We start from the raw sequence: 19108 nt of genomic DNA, 5'->3' as shown, positions 1-19108 counted from the left end.
TGTTTTGGTTAATATCTGATCATTAATTGGCCTGTGGCAGTTCGGTAAACGTCACCCACTTGAAGCCCTCCAGAAATTGCGGCTGCGTTGTCTGCGTAGGTGGGAACGTTGGATAAATTAACTATACCGTCTGCTTTTACTTGTAATCTTGTAATGGAAGATCCTGTTTGGATATTGACTATCCCGGAAGGGTGAGTAGCTGCAAGACTTAATCCGCCTGAAACTGTGCTCATAACTCTTGCGGCAGGTGTTGTAGCTCCTGTGTAACCTATCTCAAACCCACCTATGCCATTATTTCCATTTATAAGAACCATTCTTGCAGCGTTACCTATCTGCCCTATAGATATCTGACCATTACCTGCCCATGTACCTGTACTAGATATAGTTCCTGCATTGAAATTATTCCCGGCAACGTCAACAGTATGTACAGAGGTATGAACGCCACCGCCGTTAGTGCCTGCATTCGTCCCTACGTCAATTAAATTCTTAGGTCCACTTGCGGTATTATCTGTGACAAAAACAGATGCGTGTATAGCCGCAAAACCACCCGTTCCGGTTTGTCTCATATTATTAATAATAGTCAAACCTTTATTGTACCCTGAGCTGTTACCAAGGTCGCCGCGGATTCCGACAGATGCGAAATTAGGCGCTCCGGTTCCCCTGTTTAGAGATATCAGGCCTAAGGCAGTCATAGGTTGCCCCATTTCTATAGTTGAGCCTCCGCCTGAAAACTTCAAATTCCTACCTACCCCTGTTCCTGCATTTTCTGTACCTATTTCGTATACGTTAGACACCCAACGCGCGTAGCCTCTTTCATAATTTGTAAGTTCATCGGTAGTATTGTAGTTGAGGTAGTTCCCGGTATTGCTCTGACTTAAAGTTCCTGTTATACGTTGATTGCCATTCGCTAATATACTCCCATCAACAGTTAATTTATTGCCATTATTGGCAGGTATAGCTCCCACAGCTTGCAAATGCCAATTACCATCACTGTGCACCCTCGTTACGGTTGAGGCAAGCGCACCATTACTAAATGAAAAACCATTGCTAACATTGAGGTGTGCGCTGGTAAAACCACCGTTAAATGTATGATATCCAGTCCATGTTTTTGAGCCTGTCAATCCTGTTTGATTGCCCGAAATTTTAACAGCTGTTGGATCTACCTCTTCTGTTATACCTCCTGTGCTTTCTTTTAACAGAGCGATAAGCTTTGTATTCAGGTCTACGATACTTGTAGAGGTAGGTACGGTAACCAGGTTGTGGTTATCGATCTTGAAAATACGTGTACCGTTCATGCTGAGCGTGATGTTCGGGTCGACGTATTGCAAATTCAGATCGCGCTTAGGGATTGACCTGGCATTGCCGTTGATGGTCACATTGAGATGTGATTGCCCGTCCGTAACCTGGATAGACTGGATCTGTGCAAAGATTGGAATGCTGAGTAAGACCAGCACCAAAGTCATTAATCTGGTTTTCATTGTGTGTGTATTTGGTTTGTAATTAGATTAGGCCGCTTGAAGCGTGATTATTGTTACATCTGAATTCCTGATCAGCCAGCCGTTGAGGTATTTCTGATCTTTCGGCCTCGCTTTGGCCAGTCCTGTATAGTGCCGGATTCGAGCGTTTGCAAAATCTCTCATTTCAATACGCTTCGTTGCCTTCAATGTATTTGGGCCCAACACTCCATCACGCTTCGCACCTGCCGCATGTTGTAGCGTTTTGATCGCTAACGGAACGCCTGCATTTACAGCAAAATCAAATACATGTAGGCGGAGAAGTGGCGGTAACTCATCCGCACGGACTTGCAACCAAAAGTCTTTGTAATAGATTTTGATTACCTCAGCACGTGTAAGTGTTTTGATATTCAGATGAGGATACGACCGTTTGGATATCCCCCAATTCGTTTCACCTCCTGAGTCGTCAGGATCGAACACGTACCCGCCTTCTGCAGATAGTACGTGTTCAATTGCTGTTTCAAAATTCATAGTGTGTATTATGTGATAATTAAAAGCAGTATCCAGACTGTCAGCTTTGTCAGTCCGTAAAGGCCAGCTATAGAAACCACTGTAAAGCTGGCCGTGTAATACCATTTGACTGGCTCTGGTTTTCCCATTATATCATAACCGGCTCTGTTACCTTCAATGTATTTCCAACAATGATCCTTGTCGATGGCATTCAGAAGTCCGGCCAGCCCAAGCCCCCAAAATGACAGCTTGCCGATAACCCAATTCTTGCCGGTTGCGCTGCTGATCGTTTCCCTGCCTTGTCCGTAGTGGTACCCTTTTTTCAGAATGAACCAATCGTTTAAAAATGAAGCAAAGGCCATGTTTCCGAATACATCTATCGCCTCAGCGCCTTTCAAAAAAGCATTGTCAACGTATCTGTATTTTCCCTTCCAGCGGAACGCACCTGCAATGGTATGAGTTAAGCCCGGATAAGATAACAGTATGGCCAGCGCCAGCGCCACTATAAAAAGTATGATTCCCATTACCAATTTATTTTAACTAACCATCGACCTAATTTATCTTTTGTACCACGGCAAATCCTGTAAATGATCAGCCGCTCCGTAACGACCGCTGCCATCAGAAAAACGTAGGTTGGAGCTACCCAGCCCCATAACATACCAATGCCGGTTGCAGCCATCAGGAGGTAGAAGTATAACCTACCTCCTAAAGTGTTTTTTGTAGACCGCCTGATAATCTCCTTGGCGCTGGAAATGTTGCTTTTCTGTAGCGACAAATGAGATTTTAAGCTGATAATGAAAATAAATCCGCACACAATGATGGTCAGTACCTGCGCGAATATCTGAAGTCCTGTTGCCATTATTCCTTAGTTTTTAGTTTATCAATTACTTTATCACGGATGATTTTGGTTACTGATTCAAAAGACAAAACCACAGAGGCAGTTGCGAAACTTGCCAAAAACGGGTTATCTACTCCGAACCAATACACGATCAGACCTGGCACGAGTAACGCCGTTCCAAGAGAAGCGCTTACCAGGTAGATGACTTTTCGCCGGGATGGTGGCTGTTCAGGTTCATAGATCCTGATCACAAAAAATATGATAGCCGTGAATAGCGCCAGTATCCACGATCCAGCCTTTACCCCGAACTCTCTTAATAACTCTTCCATTTACATTTTAAAATTTTAGTCCGACAATTGCCCCTCCTCCGAAACCGGCTCCAAGTCCAAATCTGAAGCCCCTCCACCACTTCCGGTTACCTGCCTTTTTATGATCTGCAAGCTGCGCTTCAAAAGTTTGTCTCTGCACTGTACTTTGCAGTTCGAGCACACGCACATGGTTTCTGAGCGCTTCAACTTCTTTGCCCTGGTATTCATAGGCCGTCCTGAGCTGGATGTGCGTTACTTTCAGCCGCTCGTACCGAATCGCGCTGTCCAGTAATGATCTTTCGTATAAGATTTGATCTATACTCTGCGCGTTGATCGTCTGTGATAGGAGAGCCATACACACTATCAGCCCCCAAATATTTTTTGTGAACTGAATCCTTTTTCGCCTGATGAACCTGCGAGGGATCGATGCCTGGTGTAAATGTTTCATTTGGCTTTTTTCTTAGTGTGATGAATAGGATTGCTGCTACGATCAGTAGCGCAACCACGATGATGATTATCTTTTTCATAGGTCGAGAATTATAGTTTGGCGACCGTAAGCCCGAAATGTCCTTCCTTGTATTGTTACGTCTTCGTACAGCTGACCAGACAAAAAACCATTGTAATAGATGATACACTTTCCGGCAGATCCTTCTCCGATTAAAGCAATACCTTTACCCTGGTTGAAGATGTGGTAAGAGTTATATTGATCTAAGTTAATTTCGCCAAATCCGTTCAAGGTTAAACCCGAAGTGCCCGGCGTGGGTACATACTCACCACGACTACTTTTGTACGCTACATGGCTTAATTTCGTAGTCCTGTCTCTATACTGCCATGCAACCTCCATTGCTGCTAAATGCGCATCCAAAGGAACAGCATAAAGCCTGTTGATATATCCCGTATTCCCTTTTTGCGGTGCGCCGTTCTGACCAGGTGTATAAGGATTGAAATCTTTCTCCCCAGTTTTTCTCCAACTGATAGCATGCTCGAATCCGTCCCACGCATCAAACTTTGTAGAATCGCCGCCAAACGTTCCGCCTGCATCCCAATTCATTGTACCTCCGCCTACCAGGTGTGACCACAGAACTGCGTTATACATTTCACCGATCGGAGCCGGTGGTTGATGGTTTACTTTGGTCAAGATCTCGCCAGTAGCGTAAGGGATAATCTCTCCTGTATCTACTACTTCGATATTATTCCTTGACCCATCTGGCCGCTGAACAAAAGACTCAACTTTTGGAGATGTAAACAGAATAACATTGCGCTCCCATCCCTGGCCCTGATAAAGCTTTGTTCCGATTTTAACACGTTCATTCAGATATAGAAATTCGTACGGAACATGTCTTACCTGATTATCGAAATATACCTTCTTATTTAGGTTTCGATACTGAACGTTACCTGTTTTGTAGTATACGACTTCGTCAGTATACCATCTGTCGTCTGGCGGATAGTATCCGCCGTAAAGCATACTTGTCAGCGACTTCTTAAAGTTTTCGTATCCAGCAGTTAGCCCTGACCCAAAAGCCCCAAACCAATCGTCACCTCCGTAATCTCCGAAGGCTCCCATCTGGCGAACATCTTTAATGCCGGTATGCTCGACTATTCCGTCGTAAAACCCTTTATCGTAGTTCCAAAGCCGCTCTTCGATCTTTGTTTTATCCTGCCCATACGTGTTTTCTACGAATTCGCTGGTCGTAGAAACGTCGATAGTTCCTCCCAAAAGGGATACCTCATACTTGCCCCAATTGTATAACTCACCATCCGTGGGCTGATAGTAAGGTTGCATCCGGTTTGTTCGCCATAAGGCACTACCCGAATCCTGGTTACCGAAATAAGTAGCTATGCCGGCTTTGTGATAAGCCTCTACATTATCGTACAGGTTGCGATCTCCAATACCATTGAACTTGTAATACCAGCGCCAATTTTTTGGCGTGGCAAATTCCGGGTAGGTAATTACCCGTGCAACCTGCAGCCAAGACGGAACGGAGTTGTTCCCCTGCTTTACATCTGACTGAATGGAAAGATAAATAGAGCTTCTGCGGGCATTGTCAGCATTTACCCCGCGGTCTCCCCATCCTGCATAATTGGCTTTAAAGGTCTCAAAGTCTGGAATTTTCGAAGCATCGCAAACGTATTGCTGAATGGTATAGATTCCATCAGGCAGATATATGTTTTGGAAAGGAGCAAATCCTCCACCATCCGCTTCCATCGGGAAGTGGTCTATTGCATAAAATACATTCTTGTCCCCGAACTTATTACCTGACAAGCCTGGGGTAACATCGGAAAGTGTTCCGTCATGATTAAATCCCAGGGCAAGCTCAGGCGTTTTATTGTAGGAGAAATTACGACCGTTTACTTTCCTGCGGTAAACTCCGAGCTTGATGTACTCTCCCTGATCAGGAGGCTTTATCCCTGTACCGGAAATGTGAAAAGTTTTTTCTGAAACTTCACTCTTGCATGTGCTGCCCTGGATCTGCAAAGTATAGGTGCCCGGAGTAAGAACTGGATACTTTATACGTATGTCGTTTCCGGTAGGTGCAACCATGTCAGAAAATACTTTACTGCCTGAACTGTTTTTGATATCGAGCGAGATACCATACACTCCTTCTCCGTCAAAAATGAAATTCAGTCCCGTTGTTGAAACGTCTTTAGTTCGCTCCAAATAAGGACCTTTCAGGCAATCCTTCAATCCTGGCTCAATCGGTTTTGTATTTCCTGACAGCACTTTAATCAAGCTATCCCCATAGGATTTAAGCCTTTGCTCAGTAACGACATTCTTCGGTAACTCGATGGTAATCTGCCCGGCTGCATACAGCGGTAGCAGTAAGGCCATTAGGCCAATCTTAAAGAAACTTTTCATGTGTGTATAGTGTATTGGTATGAAATAACCAGGTATTAAAGCGCCTGACTCGCTTTTGCTTTATTAAGCCCTTCGTTGATTGCTTTGGCAATGTCGAAGACTGAAAGATCTGTAATACCTGCCTGATTTTCCAGGTTCAAATTCACCGACTCGCTTATCGTTTCTTCGATCAACTTCACCTCCTTGTCTGTACCTTTATTCAGGTAGGTTTTCTTTTTGATATTCAAGGTGACTCCAATAAATACACCGGTAAGATCCAGCGTAAACGACACGTCTTGTTTGCCTTGCGGCATTTCGATTGTTTCAAGGTTATTTTTCATAATAAAAAATTGGTTATAAAATCTCTACGATTACATTGTTATTGGCATACTTGCCGGTTACTTTCAGTTTTGGAATGCCAGTAGTAACTACCGTTAGCACCCCAGCCCCGTTGAATGCCAGGTAGTCGCCCAACGCTCCGGTTGTGGTGCTGGTAACTACTTTTCCTTTCTTGCGGATGTGCGCAAACTTTCCGGCCGCACTATTCACCAGGCTAAACCCTGCAAAGTTTTTTGCATTGGCCGCAGTCAATGCTTCAATTCCGACAGGGACATCTACAGCCGTTTCCTGATCCAGATAATAGTGGGCTTTGATGCTACGGTATACATAAGCTACAGGCTGTCCCCAGGCAATTGCTGTTGCTCCGACGTTGCGCATAAATTCAACCTCCTCAATCATCGGCAGAGAGGTAGCTTCGTAGTTAGCCAGTGATGTGTCAACCACTTCATGGGCACCAAGGATTAAGCCCACACGAGTTGCGGAAAAATTAAATTTAAAACCGTTTTTCCGGCCAGGAGAATTGTTCTGAGATGGTCGGAAAGATTTTAATCTCAGACTTTCAATATTACAGCCCAGGTACATCCATACTGATTTATTCCTGGTTGCATCAGATCCGCTATGTTCATTCACATCTGCTATCAAAGCATTTGCAAAACCTCCCAGCATTGTACAGTTTTTGTAAACAACGATACCCGGCACTAGCTCTTCGGTTGCCGCAACCATGTTGTGATTATTGATCGGAAGCTTGTTTCTGCCTGTTGCTGTGTAATGGATATTTTGCCCTTCTATGATCGTATTCTCATACAAACAAAGTTGAGCGTCCCATGTGCCAATACCAACCAGCGTAGAAGCCGCATTGGTACCGGCAAGATCCGGAAATTTAACCTCTGACTTAATATGGCAATCCCGTACCGTTACCGTAAAGGGCCCAGTGTTTTTATCCGTGTGGATGAAGTAGGCTGGTGTGTTGAGCTGCGGGTTTCTGCTATTATCTTCGATAGATGTAAGTTTCAATCCGCTAATCTCAATATTGCCTTCAAAGAAATTGCCATCTACATTACTTGCAATATCACGGTTAAATTCAATAGCCCATTCGTCAAGCCCCATACCTCTTCCTTGGATCTTCCACCCGGAAGGGATCTGGCGCTGTGGGTTAAGGTCATAGAATTTGCCAGTAATGTAAATCGTTTTATCGCCTGCTGATTCTGTGAATAGTCCCGCAATGTTGGTATAGTTGATAAACTTACTTTCCAGGGATAAATCAAACGGATCGTTCCAGTCGTTTTGCGACTGCAATACAGCATCTTTCATAAACTTCACTTTGTAAATGAAGTCATTGAACCGTGCTGTGTCTGAAAACTGTATTACCACCTTATAGGCATTGTGCGTTACTGGGTATTGAACAGAACTGCGACCCCACTGTTCGCCACCTGCTGTCAATACGGTTGCGGTATCGCTCCAATAGCTTGCTTTAACAAGCGTCACAGGCGTAAACGCACCTGTAATCTCGTTTATAAAACCAATGCTTTTAATATCGCTCAGCTCCCAAGCTGCATTGTTAGCCCTTCTGATATTCAGATTCATGAAGTTCACGCCAGATACAGCATTCAGTCTGCGAACAGTCGAAGGCAAAGAACGCGCGATCTGCTTAATTTTCTTGTCGAAAAACCTGTTGATCGGAACCTCATCTACAACCTTCCTGAAACCATTCTGAGGATCACCCACAAAGGTGACAGCGGGATCGGTGTCCAACACTACGATAGATGCCAGCGGAACCGGGTAGTTTACACCTACAGGCACAAAACCGGTACGGGAAACAGCCGTATTGTCAGAGTAGAAAAACTTTACATCCGCCTGCCAGTCGGAAAAAGAGCCTGTAATGTTTATCCTGATTGTCTTACTTGCGGTAGCTGTCAGATAAACATTTCTTGCATAATCCGGAGCGCTTGCTGTATCGCCGACAATTAAACCCCAGTAGCTCCCGTCAATGATTGTCATGGGCCGGGTTACCCCCTTATCATCCGTCCAGGAAAATTCTGCTACATCCGAAGGTTGCCAAACTCCCTGGTTTGCCCTGCAGAAAGAAACGTTGAAAAAAATAGGAGATCTTTTAGCGTCCAGAAACTCAGTAAAGATGCCGGGGCCATCAGGAATAAATGATCCTGAACGGTTAGGTATATATGTTTTACCTACTACTTCCAGATTACCTATATCGGTTGCCTTTTCAACAGATTCAGAGATAATGTTTACCCGCCCCTTCGCACTCAGGTTTTCAATGATCACATCAGCCATTTGCAGCCTAAGAGCTGATCCGGATACGGCGATATTTCCGGTAATGAACATTACAGGTATCAAAAACAAATCACCTGCTTGCACAACGTACTGAAAAACGTAGGATACGTGATTGTCATTGATACGGGTCATGGTCGGAACAACGATATCAACCAAGCCTGTATCATTTCGTACTACGTTAAACCTTGCAGCTCCGCGGGATGTAAAGCCGTCCAATACGCTTTCGTACACAACCATAGTTACAGAAACCGTATCACCTGGGCTGATATTCTTATAGGTGTTGATAGGGAAAGAAGTACCTCCTGTCAGGTAAGAATTCATACCTGTAGAGCCTACAGGTATAGTCAGTACTTTGGAATTACTGTCGTAGGTAGCCCCGTTGCTGGTAACAAAACTAAGCTTCTTGTCAAACCTGCGTACAACAATCGTCTTATTGTTTACATCCTTTTCAACCTGCAGGCTCTTTTCAAAGCCTGTGTCTGTTGGCGGGATGTAATCCCACTTCACGCCACGGCTTACCAATGTCGCGCCAACCTTCATTGTCACAGGAAACCCATTAAGGCTGCTTACGCCTTCCTGAACCACTTTGAGCGACTGGCCGGATGGCAGGGAAGGAGCTTGCACCGGAACAAATGTGGTATCTATCCCGTTCGGATTATCCCTTATAGTAGCAATACCCGATTGTGCATTAAAATAACCACGCTCCTTAAAAGCGCCTACAGATGCAGTTTCAGCCCTTGCCGCAGCATCCTCCGCCTTTTTCAAAAGTCCTTGTTCGTCATACAGCGACGCCCTTACAACTCCTTCTCCTGGTGCAGAAATACTGACAGACCGGGGTTGCGGGGAACTGCCATCCATAGTCAGGGTTACAGGTATCGTAAATTTGAACGTACTTGCAAACTTGACGTAGATAGTAACCTTCTTCTTTGTGCCAAGCGGTAAAGCTTTAAGTTGAGCCGGTGAAATGCTAAAATCAATTTTGGAGTTAGCAAATGACGCAGGGACAAACATTCCCTGTATAACACCGTCAATTCCTATGACTACAGAAACAGGGTTTGCAACCGAAACCCCCTCTTCCAAACGTATCTCTACATTTAGCGGGTTTTCGACGAATACCGGAAGGTTTTTAATTATCTCGGTAGGCTGATTTGTCATTAGTGTGTGTAGTGTAGTCTTAAACTATTCGCCTTTCAATACGAACCCTTTGAAAATTGATAGGAGCGGCTCTTGCAAATCCTCCGGTGCTTCCGCGATATGAGGCTTGATATCAAACCGGTCTTCAACGAAAAGCTCCCGTAATTTTGCAGTCCTTGCTTTCTGCCCTTCTCTTGTAAATTCGTATTGCTTTCCAAATTCTGTGTTTTTGTAAAGCAGGGATTTTGTTACCGGATCTTCATTTGCAAACTCGATATCAATATCATCAAGCAAATCCTGATATTCATTGCCGACCTCAACCATTTGAGTGTATACCCGCTTAAGGGCGTGACTGAACTTAGTCTCTTCTGTGTGTACCTTCAGATACTCACCAGCTGCGTTCAAAAACTGAGAAACCCTTTTGTAATTGGTTACCATTTTTATTTTTTATGTTAAACCTGTTTGAAGTCTTGTCCAGACTACTGACCCTGATTCCAGTCTCTTTCTTCCATAAAAGAAACCAGCAGTAGAACCAAGAGTATCGGCTGCATATGCGATAGAACCTTCAGGTGCTAGTACAAGCGTAAGCTCTGCGATAGTCATTCTTGATAGAAGCAGAACCTTTGTCGTGCTCCTTAATTCTAGCGCCGCCCAGGCATTTATTTCTGATGCAGCCGAATTGTTATGTATGATTAATGTTCCGTGCGTATTCGTATGTCCCAAAGACATATTTTTCCAAACATTAAAATCATTTCTTACTGCCATTATTCCCAATACACCGACACTTCTGTTCAATGCAAATTCTATTTCAGATCCGGTATCCCTTACCGTAGTATCCTGAATATTCGCACCACCGGACGACCACTTTGTAAAGTACCCCGCTGTGCCCGATCCGCCTACAGTACCAGCACCTGAGCCGCCTGTATAAGATATAATTCCAGTCGAATTATTAACAGTAATAACACCTGATCCGGTGAATTTCCCCCGAACAGCTGTAGTAAAATCTGTGATATCTTGTGATACATGAGAGTGGGTTTTTGCTGCGTACCGAGCATCACCCCAAACAGTGTCGAAAGATAAGGACAAATCCGCAGAAAGTGAAGCACCTCCGTTTAATCCTGTACCAGTATTTATAAGCCTGGTAAGGGGAACATACCTTGCATCTGCCTGAGCTGTTGTAAAGGCATCAGTAATTCCATATCCGCCGATGGTTGTAGGCTTGCTGGTCAGGCTTGCGAAAGTATGTGTATGTCCACTAAGCGAGTACCTTGCATCACCCCAGACTGTATCAAAAGCCAGTGTACGATCAGCGGCAAGGCTTCCGCCGCCTGTAAGACCCGTTCCGGCCAATATCTGTCTTCCAACAACCGCATATCTTGCATCGCCCCAAACAGTGTCAAACGCAAGGGTGCGGTTTGCAGATAGATTACCTCCGCCTGACAGACCCGTTCCTGTATTGATTTGCCTCGTTTCAAGAACCAGTTTTACCTCATTATGTGTCAGGTTTTGAGAATAAAAATTGATCGTGCCGTTCGCATTTACACCGTCATGAATAGAGATATTCCAGCGGTCGGACTGACTGCTTTTCTGTATCGCTAAACGCGGCTTGCCAGTCCCGTAATCCGTTGGCTGGAATATAAAATAATTGGCGCTCGTTTCAGCTGTTGCCATAGAAACAACCGGGGTTATATTACTTGTATTACCCTTTGCCATTACAGCTTGCCAGCTCGTGCCCGCTGCGACTGCATTTTTTACCGCCAGAGCCGTAGGGATATTTAGATTGCTTGCCGCTAATAAATCAGACACAATAGGCACGCTCCCTAAACCTCCAACACCGTTAGCCGTGCGGCCAATTACAGCCGGACCAGTTACATCAATAAGGTGATCCATAGTGATGGATTTCTGCTTGACACGTAACCAGTTTTGTAAAGGATTATTCGGGTTGAAGATTTCAATCGTAACGTTATCAGGCCTTACGCTTAGCGTCTTGATGAAGTTAACAACGCTTTCAGATAACGCCGCGCCAGCATTGACTTCTACAACATCTCCGCCCGGTTCTTTAACTGGAACGTCCTCTATATCTTCGGCAGGACCGAAAGAAAAATCACTTTTTAGTATCGCTACTATCTGACCGGTAGCACCACCCAGACGCCGGGTAAACATAACTCTGAATGTTGACGGTGTACTATGTACGTTGCCAATATTTAACGAGTTGTACTCGCGAAAGAGCAATGTTTTTGCCATGGTCACAGGTGTGACAAATAGCGTGTAATCTGGCTGACCCGTATAGACTGGCACCTCAATCTTAATCAATCCCCCGCCTCGCAATTCCCAGATTTCAGCCTTCTCGTAATCGTACGGTAGCGACTCCGCATCAGATATCACATTCCAGTTGACTGGAAGGTCAAAAGATCCACCAGTTTCAGGCAGTTCACCTATCAGAACCCTATCAATTGTATTGGGCACCATTTTAACCAAAGAAAGCCCCTTTGTTGGCTTCGGCTTTTTGGGCACCGTTTCAAAATGTACGTACCTGGTAGCCACTTTCTGACCCGCCAAAAACAATTCAATTTTGACGGTGTGATCATAAACCTCGATAGGGAAATCTACATCCGAAAAGGAATAGGAATATTTTGTTACGGGTTCAGGATTCCCTTGTTGATCCAGATGTAAAACAGTTACAGGGGTAGTTAAGTCAAAAGACAAGATTGCTTTGTCGTGTTCAACCTCATCTACTTCGATTTTAAAGTTTCCTGTTTCTGGATCCAAAAAAGACGATGTGCCAGCTTGCGATAATTCACCCAGGCTAACGCCGCCTTTCATCAGGAAGAATTTGATCAGGTCAAGAAATTTTTCGTCGTAAAGAACGAAATCAATCGTTTCTCCTGCCAAAAACTTATCGTCAAGATACAAATCTGCTGACAGGCTGAATTGCCCAGCCTCAGTCACAATACCGTTATCCTCTTCATAGAAACGGCGCTTTGTAACCTGGCTCAATAATATCGACTGACTTACATTTTCATTTACCTCAGCCGCATTGGGGCCTCCTCCTTTGAGTCCGAACTTATACTGGTTATGTGTACCTTTCGCATAAACTTCAACATCCCATTTTGCAGGCAATGGCCATGCTCCGGGTAGCTCACCTACCACAACATTGGTAGCACCGGAAGTATCTATCAGCCTGTATGATAGCTCCGGTTTTGTAAATACCTTAATCGGAATAATAACCTCGACAGAGGTAGGCTGCATAGGTATTTCAGACTCAAGTTCTTCGTCTGTAAGCTCCTCTGTTACGCTGAATACGATTTCATAATTGCCGACTTCCATAGGCGTGCCACTTACAGCAACATCCATGAAAACTACCGTCTGATTATCTACCCAATTAGGCTTACGTACTACAGCCCACCGCAGAGAGTTAAAGTTGAATTGATCTTCCTCATCCTGTTCCTCGTTGTTGTAAATAACAACTTTGGAAAGATACTCGTACATATTAACCGAGTCCGATCCTCGCTCACCAGCAACAAAGTTGAGTGCCGGTATATCCTCGAATAAAGAAGCTCTGCGTGCGTTAGTATCGATAGTTTCCTGCAGCTCTATTTCTGTCAAAGGCATATCCTCTTCCAGTATCCGACCGTTCGTGCTATCCTGTTTTGAGGGGTAAATTCCATCCCCAAAACCTGGAATTGCATTAAGTTTCTTTGTTCCTGGGATGTATGAATCTTGCCTTAACTCACTTGCCGGAATTTCTTCATACTTAACTTCGACTGCGGTAAACTTAACACGGCGACTGTAATCGTTGTACGAAAAACGCAGGAAACGCATTCTAATACCTCCCAAATCTTGCATGATCAGGGTGTGCATAAAAGATAATCTTGGAGCACTGGCAGGAATAAATATACTTCCATCCGCCACTTTCAGAGGTCTACTCGTTAAGCACAACCTGTCAAGCATCATCGCTCGGTAGATGCTCATTCCTTCCTGTAAATTCGGCCTGCGCTTCCAGTTACTAGTTAGATCTGGGCTACCAATTTTAGTCCATGCCCCGGAATACCATGGAGTATAATCCCCCGATATCAGGTCAATTTGCGTGGCCTCCTCGTCAGTTACATTTCCTCTTTCAAGTGTAGTAGCGTATTTGGCTGAATCAGAGTTAGCTACAAAACCTGATAACTCTCCTTTTAAGTTAGATACCTTGTACCAATTCCCCGAACGAGGCGTATTAGTATCGTTTTCGCCGGACATCTTATAAAATCTAACGAAAATGTTACTAATTGGATAAGGTTTACCTGGACGAGCTATAAAGGTTGTGTTTAGAGATACTGCCAGTGAGAATGTCCCTTTTTTTGTATTGGTTCGCATGTTGATAACTTCCCAGTTATCTCCAACTTGATCCTGCCACCCGCCAGCGTTTGGAACTTTTGCTATTAATGCGTCTCCGTTTTCAACGATAACTCCGTTTGCGCCCCCAATGCGTCTATATTCTCCGTTAGGTACTCCCACAATTCGCCAAGCCCAATGTAACCTTGCACCTTGTGGATCTTGCGGATCTTGAGAATTATAAAGCGCTGATGGGTAAGGCGGGTTAGTTGCCACATCAAGATTACCTCTTTCAACTAGCTTCCCATAGTCAAGTGGTGGTATTCGTATAAGGTAGAACTCCTCTTGCGCAGCAGCCATAGTTTTATCAGCACTGGCAAGAGCAGGTTTTAAAGAAGGGTTTACCCAAAAATCTTTCTCTGAGCCGTCTGGCTGCAATACGGGAATTTTTATAGCAATTAAAATGTCCCGAGAAAATACATCCGATTCATAATCAAATGAAATAGTTACACTTTTATCATCCTTGGTTACAGGGCCTGCTGACGATTCAATATATTCATTTGGATGCTCATAGTAGTATTCATTTTTTAGGTTTTTACCTACAGCGCCTGTAAGAATGTTAAGTAAGATTTTGCCGAACTTCTTTTTTTTCTTTTTGCGGTGTGGCCCAGCAGAATATCCATTAATTTTCAGTATTCCACGTGATTCGTCTTGTACACCGATTTCAAATCGTTCCCAGCCTGGATTACCCTTTGGCATAGCAGAGAAATCCCATCCGACCAAACCCTCGTCAGTCCAAAGTACCATGTTACCATTTGGGAAAAATGGCATTTGTTCTCCGAAATCAACCTCTACACGGTATTTATTCTTTGGAGCAAGAATAGACACAGTTCCACCATCAACTGTAGCTGATCCAGACAACCCGCTGTTCAGAATATAAGTAGTCGGCCAGGATGCGCCGGTATTGCCGCCAATCTCTATGAAATCATTTGTGAATCCTGTGGCATTCCCGACAATATCCCAAATCACCCATCTGTTGTCAGACTGAAATAGTGCAGCATTGAAATGGTTAAGAATGTCATTGATGATCAGATCGCAGTACATGGCCTCGCCATTATTGTCATAATAACGGGCCGTATTTATTTCAAAGCATGACAAGCCTTCAAGTGCCGATCCAACAAAAGAAGTCTCCACCATGTGAGTGGAAACGAGTATGTTTTGCGTCGCTCCGATAGTATTCAAACATTCACGAATAATTTCAAGTCCTGTTTTCTTAAAAATATTCGTTGTGTTCAGATACTTCTTTCTGTTCAAATGAGACAAACCGCAGCTGGCCGTAAGGCTTACCTGCCATGGTAGTCTCTTATGATCCCTCTGAGCATTCCACGGCTCTACCCATCCACTCCATTCAATTACGTTTTCAGCAGTATTCCACAGTTCAACAAAGAATGTCTTCCGGTTGAAAACAAACTCTGAGAGATCATAATAATCTTCAAGGTGAAGGTTAATTTTTGCGATAGACGGTATAATCGGATCTGAAAACATTTCGTCAGACTCCGCATAATCGATCGTAACCGCACCGCTATGGCAATACCATTCAATGACTGCACCTTCGTTATTCTCTTTAAGAAAACGCAGCTCTTTGATAGTGTTGTTAGTGTCCTTATACCTTGCAAAGTATTTTAAACCCAGTGCCATTAACGTAATTTTAAATTATGATTTGCTTTTTCAACTTTATGAATTGCGATCACCAGGTCATTCATTTCAATACGGGTTTCAGCCACAAACCCAAAAGATCCGGAGTCTCGGCCTTTTTGTCCTTTGTTGATTATCCCTTCGAGTTTATCAAGCGGAGCCACAACCTCCGGATTAAACTGAGCACCTGGATTATCTCCCACAACAGCAAGGGTTTCACCATATGCAAGCGCTCCCTTAGCCATTTTGATTTGTTTATTCGACTTATTCGCCGAGTTTAACAAAGCTTTACCGGCTCCAATCGCAACAACACCGGCTGCAATTGCAACACCCGCATTCATGGTTTTCATTGCTATTTTGAGACCTAGCAAGGTGACGCCATAAGTGTTTAAAGCCTTTCCAATATCCATCAGTAGTCTACCAAATCCACTTTTTAGGTTTTTGCCAAAATTGGAAAATGGATCTTCCTGCGAATTGATCATATCCCCCAGCAATTCTCCGAAACTAGTCCCTAAATCAACAGCTGCATTATTTAAAGCAGAAGTCATTGACTGACTAAGATGTGCTGTAGCGTCAATATATCGATTCACCCTTTCCTGGTAGGCTTCAAAAGATTCACCAGCTACCTGTGGTATTTTAGCAAAGAAATCCCGTATTTCGGAAAGGCTTATTTTGCTACCAAACTGACTTTTCATCTGGATTGTAGCGTCAATATAACCGTTCACACGTTCTTTGTAGGCTTCAAATGATTCACCAGCTACCGTAGGTACAGAACTGAAATAATCCCGGATCTCCTTCAAGCCAATTGTACTTCCGAAAAAGCTTTTCATTTTGGAAGTCGCCTCAGCAAAGCCATCAATTCGATTTTGATACTCTTCAACTGATTCTCCCACAACTCGCGGTATTTCAGCAAAATGATCACGCAACTCATTTATATTCAGATCCCCTTTGAAATAGTCTTTAAGGTCCAGAGCTGATGCAAGCTGCATGTTTTGCTCGCCTGGATTCTGATTGAACTTGCGGGATATGTCGCTGAGCGTTTGAGGCATCCGGCGATCAGCTAATGCATCAGTTTTGGCCCTCGCCTTGGCTCCCATGTTTGCCAGGGTTCTGTCTGTCTCAATGGTTGAGCCCACCATACCTACAGCATTGATACCCTTGGCTATATCCCGGATCTCTTTGAGTTTCTTTTTATCCTCACGGACAATTTCCAGATAACGACGGTGGTTTTCCTTCGCTAACTCTTTATCAGAGGCACCGTCTTTATTCTGGCTGAACTTAAATTCTTTGGGCTTAGGTTTTCCTTTTTCCTCAACATACTCCGCAAGTCCTTTATTCCACTCGGACATCATCGGACCTATACGAGATTCAGTCGCTTTGATGTGTTTTGCAAGTGCGGCGGCTTCATCGTTAATGCTGGTAATCAATCCAACATCATTCGTTTTTCTTGCCTCCGCATACTCCTTGCTAAGCTCAACCTGCTTCTTTTTTAACTTTTCATATTCGGCGAATTCCTTTTTATAGATATCAACGCCACCCAAACGAACCAATTCAGCCCGATTCTTTTTGTCTTGCTCTTGAAGTGATGCAAGCTCTTTGCTTGCTTCCCGTATCTCCCTGGCGCCAATGTCTCTGGTAAGAACTGTACCGCCTGAGGCATCACCAACGAACTCTGTAACCTTACCGTTTCCATTAAGAAGCTTACTAAGTTCTTTCTGCCTTTCACCAGATTTTTTGTTATCAGCCAGTAGCGTTTCACGGCGCGTAGCCTGCATGGCAATCAGAAGCTTTTTCTGCTCTTCCGTATGCTGCTTAACCTTAGTTGTATTGATATCAACCGCATTGCCGTACTTATCCCATCCAGTAACAGCGGTGGGTACCAGATCGGCAATCTGCTTCGTAATATCCTTTAAATTTTTCTGCTCCTCAGTTGTAAGGTTGGTTTTCTCCTTTAACTCCTGGTACTTATCAACCAAGGGCTTCAATTTGGTTGATTGACTGGCAACAACTTCCTGTTGGCGATTGTATTCAGCCATTTGGTTGTTGAGAAGCGGCCAAAGCGCTATAAGTCCACCAATGGCAGATGCCAACGCAAGCGCACCCATGATAGGCCAGGAAATACCGGCAAAGCCAGCTGCAGTAATTGGGAGTAGTTTAATTAAGGTCCCGACAGCTGTTACTACCAATGGTATAGCAACAGCAAGCCCACCGAGTACAACAATAGCAGACTGAGCTTCCGGAGTGAGAGAGGCAAAGTTGGTTGCCAGGTCATCTAAAGCGCCACCTAATGCCAATAGCTTAGGCGTGATACCAACAGCTTTGTCGATCCCTTCACCAAGTGTTCCGGAAAAGAAAGTAAAGCTATCTCCAAGTTGCTCCACAGCAGAGGCAGCCAACCCTTCAACCTTTGGAAGTTTTTCAAGCTCAGTAATAAATCCCTCAATGAATTTATCAATACCAAGTTTGTTCAGCTTTTCAACATCAGTTGTACCAAATGCCTTTTCCAATACCTCCATGGTTTGAGGTATCCGGTTAGCCAGCTGACGCAAATCAACCTGGTTGATATTTTGTGTGGCTTTGAATTGTTTAAGGTTGAAAAGAGCGGGTTCCAGATCTGTACTATTCCCACCAGCGCCAGTTATGGCATTTGCAAAAGACTTTACTGCGCGCTCTGCAAGGCTGGATTCAAGGCGTACAGCTCTTAGCCCAACCAATGATTTTGCGCCGTCAAACACGCCAATATTAGGCTCCTTTGCAAGTCTGCGAACATCATTAAGGGTTTCTCCATACAGTTGAAGCCCTTTTTCCATCCGCTGAAGCTCGGTGTAATCTTTATAGTTTTTACCAGCAGCAAAAAGGGTAGGCAGAGCACCGAAAAGCGTCATTTTCTTACCTATCCCTTCAATTTCATTACCCAAACGCGTTAGTCCGCCGCGAAATGCTTTTTGCTCCGCGTCGGCTCTTTTATACGCCTGGGTAACGTTTGAATTGATTTCTCTGGTAAAGAGAGATACATGCTGTCTGGCCTGATTCAAACTCTTGATCAGTCCAGATTCATCACCGCTTATCTTTATATTTGCGCCTGTTACACTCATGGCATTTGGTTCATTTTAGCCTCCATTTCGGCCTTCTTCTTGGCGCTGACTTTTCTCGCTGCGGCTATTGGTTTAGCCTTCTTCTTGTTGATCTGATCAGATTCGAATATGGGATGAAACTCATCCATGGGTACCCGATCCTCAGCAGTGGTTTGCATGGCGTAGTTGTTCCATGCGACGTATTTAGCAAGCCTCCATTCGTGCTCTTGTCTTTTCTGAAAGCCTTCACGAATAAGATTAAACTCATAGGGTGTTATGTGCTTAAAATCAGCAACATTGATACCCATGGT

At 44.1% G+C, this 19108-nt stretch carries 13 protein-coding genes; all 13 read right to left on the bottom strand.

The features are described from left to right. Positions 1-8: 8 nt before the first annotated feature. The 13 genes from AC1XUE_RS05725 to AC1XUE_RS05665 all read right to left on the bottom strand — a co-directional run bounded on the left by AC1XUE_RS05725 (position 9) and on the right by AC1XUE_RS05665 (position 19105). Positions 9-1478: a hypothetical protein gene (locus tag AC1XUE_RS05725; protein ID WP_483354976.1), complete on the bottom strand. Its 1470-nt coding sequence runs from the start codon at positions 1476-1478 to the stop codon at positions 9-11. A gap of 27 nt (positions 1479-1505) precedes the next feature. Next, the gene (locus AC1XUE_RS05720) at positions 1506-1985 is read right to left on the bottom strand and encodes a glycoside hydrolase family 108 protein (RefSeq protein ID WP_483354975.1); all 480 of its coding nucleotides are present in this window, start codon (positions 1983-1985) and stop codon (positions 1506-1508) included. Positions 1986-1993: 8 nt separating this feature from the next. Beyond that, positions 1994-2488: a hypothetical protein gene (locus AC1XUE_RS05715; protein WP_483354974.1), complete on the bottom strand. Its 495-nt coding sequence runs from the start codon at positions 2486-2488 to the stop codon at positions 1994-1996. Beyond that, on the bottom strand, positions 2488-2823 hold the full coding sequence (locus tag AC1XUE_RS05710; protein WP_483354973.1) for a hypothetical protein: 336 nt from the start codon (positions 2821-2823) through the stop codon (positions 2488-2490). The genes AC1XUE_RS05715 and AC1XUE_RS05710 overlap by 1 nt, the downstream gene beginning before the upstream one ends. Beyond that, complete coding sequence (locus AC1XUE_RS05705; protein WP_483354972.1) at positions 2823-3131, bottom strand: hypothetical protein; 309 nt, start codon at positions 3129-3131, stop codon at positions 2823-2825. Before AC1XUE_RS05705 ends, AC1XUE_RS05710 begins: the two co-directional genes overlap by 1 nt. 7 nt (positions 3132-3138) lie before the next feature. Beyond that, positions 3139-3465, bottom strand: coding sequence for a hypothetical protein (locus tag AC1XUE_RS05700; RefSeq protein ID WP_483354971.1), 327 nt, complete (start codon positions 3463-3465; stop codon positions 3139-3141). Positions 3466-3633: 168 nt separating this feature from the next. Then, positions 3634-5967: a hypothetical protein gene (locus AC1XUE_RS05695; protein WP_483354970.1), complete on the bottom strand. Its 2334-nt coding sequence runs from the start codon at positions 5965-5967 to the stop codon at positions 3634-3636. Between the two features lie 35 nt (positions 5968-6002). Further along, positions 6003-6287 carry a hypothetical protein gene (locus AC1XUE_RS05690; RefSeq protein ID WP_483354969.1) on the bottom strand — a complete coding sequence of 95 codons (285 nt, stop codon included), beginning with the start codon at positions 6285-6287 and terminating at the stop codon, positions 6003-6005. A 13-nt stretch (positions 6288-6300) separates the two neighbouring features. Then, the gene (locus AC1XUE_RS05685) at positions 6301-9732 is read right to left on the bottom strand and encodes a hypothetical protein (protein ID WP_483354968.1); all 3432 of its coding nucleotides are present in this window, start codon (positions 9730-9732) and stop codon (positions 6301-6303) included. A 24-nt stretch (positions 9733-9756) separates the two neighbouring features. Further along, positions 9757-10149, bottom strand: coding sequence for a hypothetical protein (locus tag AC1XUE_RS05680; protein WP_483354967.1), 393 nt, complete (start codon positions 10147-10149; stop codon positions 9757-9759). A gap of 9 nt (positions 10150-10158) precedes the next feature. Next, complete coding sequence (locus tag AC1XUE_RS05675) at positions 10159-15726, bottom strand: hypothetical protein (RefSeq protein ID WP_483354966.1); 5568 nt, start codon at positions 15724-15726, stop codon at positions 10159-10161. Beyond that, positions 15726-18818 (bottom strand): tape measure protein, encoded by a 3093-nt coding sequence (locus AC1XUE_RS05670; RefSeq protein WP_483354965.1) that lies wholly within the window; start codon positions 18816-18818, stop codon positions 15726-15728. The genes AC1XUE_RS05675 and AC1XUE_RS05670 overlap by 1 nt, the downstream gene beginning before the upstream one ends. Further along, on the bottom strand, positions 18815-19105 hold the full coding sequence (locus tag AC1XUE_RS05665; RefSeq protein WP_483354964.1) for a hypothetical protein: 291 nt from the start codon (positions 19103-19105) through the stop codon (positions 18815-18817). Before AC1XUE_RS05665 ends, AC1XUE_RS05670 begins: the two co-directional genes overlap by 4 nt. Positions 19106-19108: the final 3 nt, after the last annotated feature.

The sequence above is a fragment of the Dyadobacter sp. HNCC25DJ187 genome, assembly GCF_056895255.1.
The sequence above is the reverse complement of the archived record's forward strand: the minus strand, read 5'-3'. Positions and strand labels throughout refer to the sequence as shown.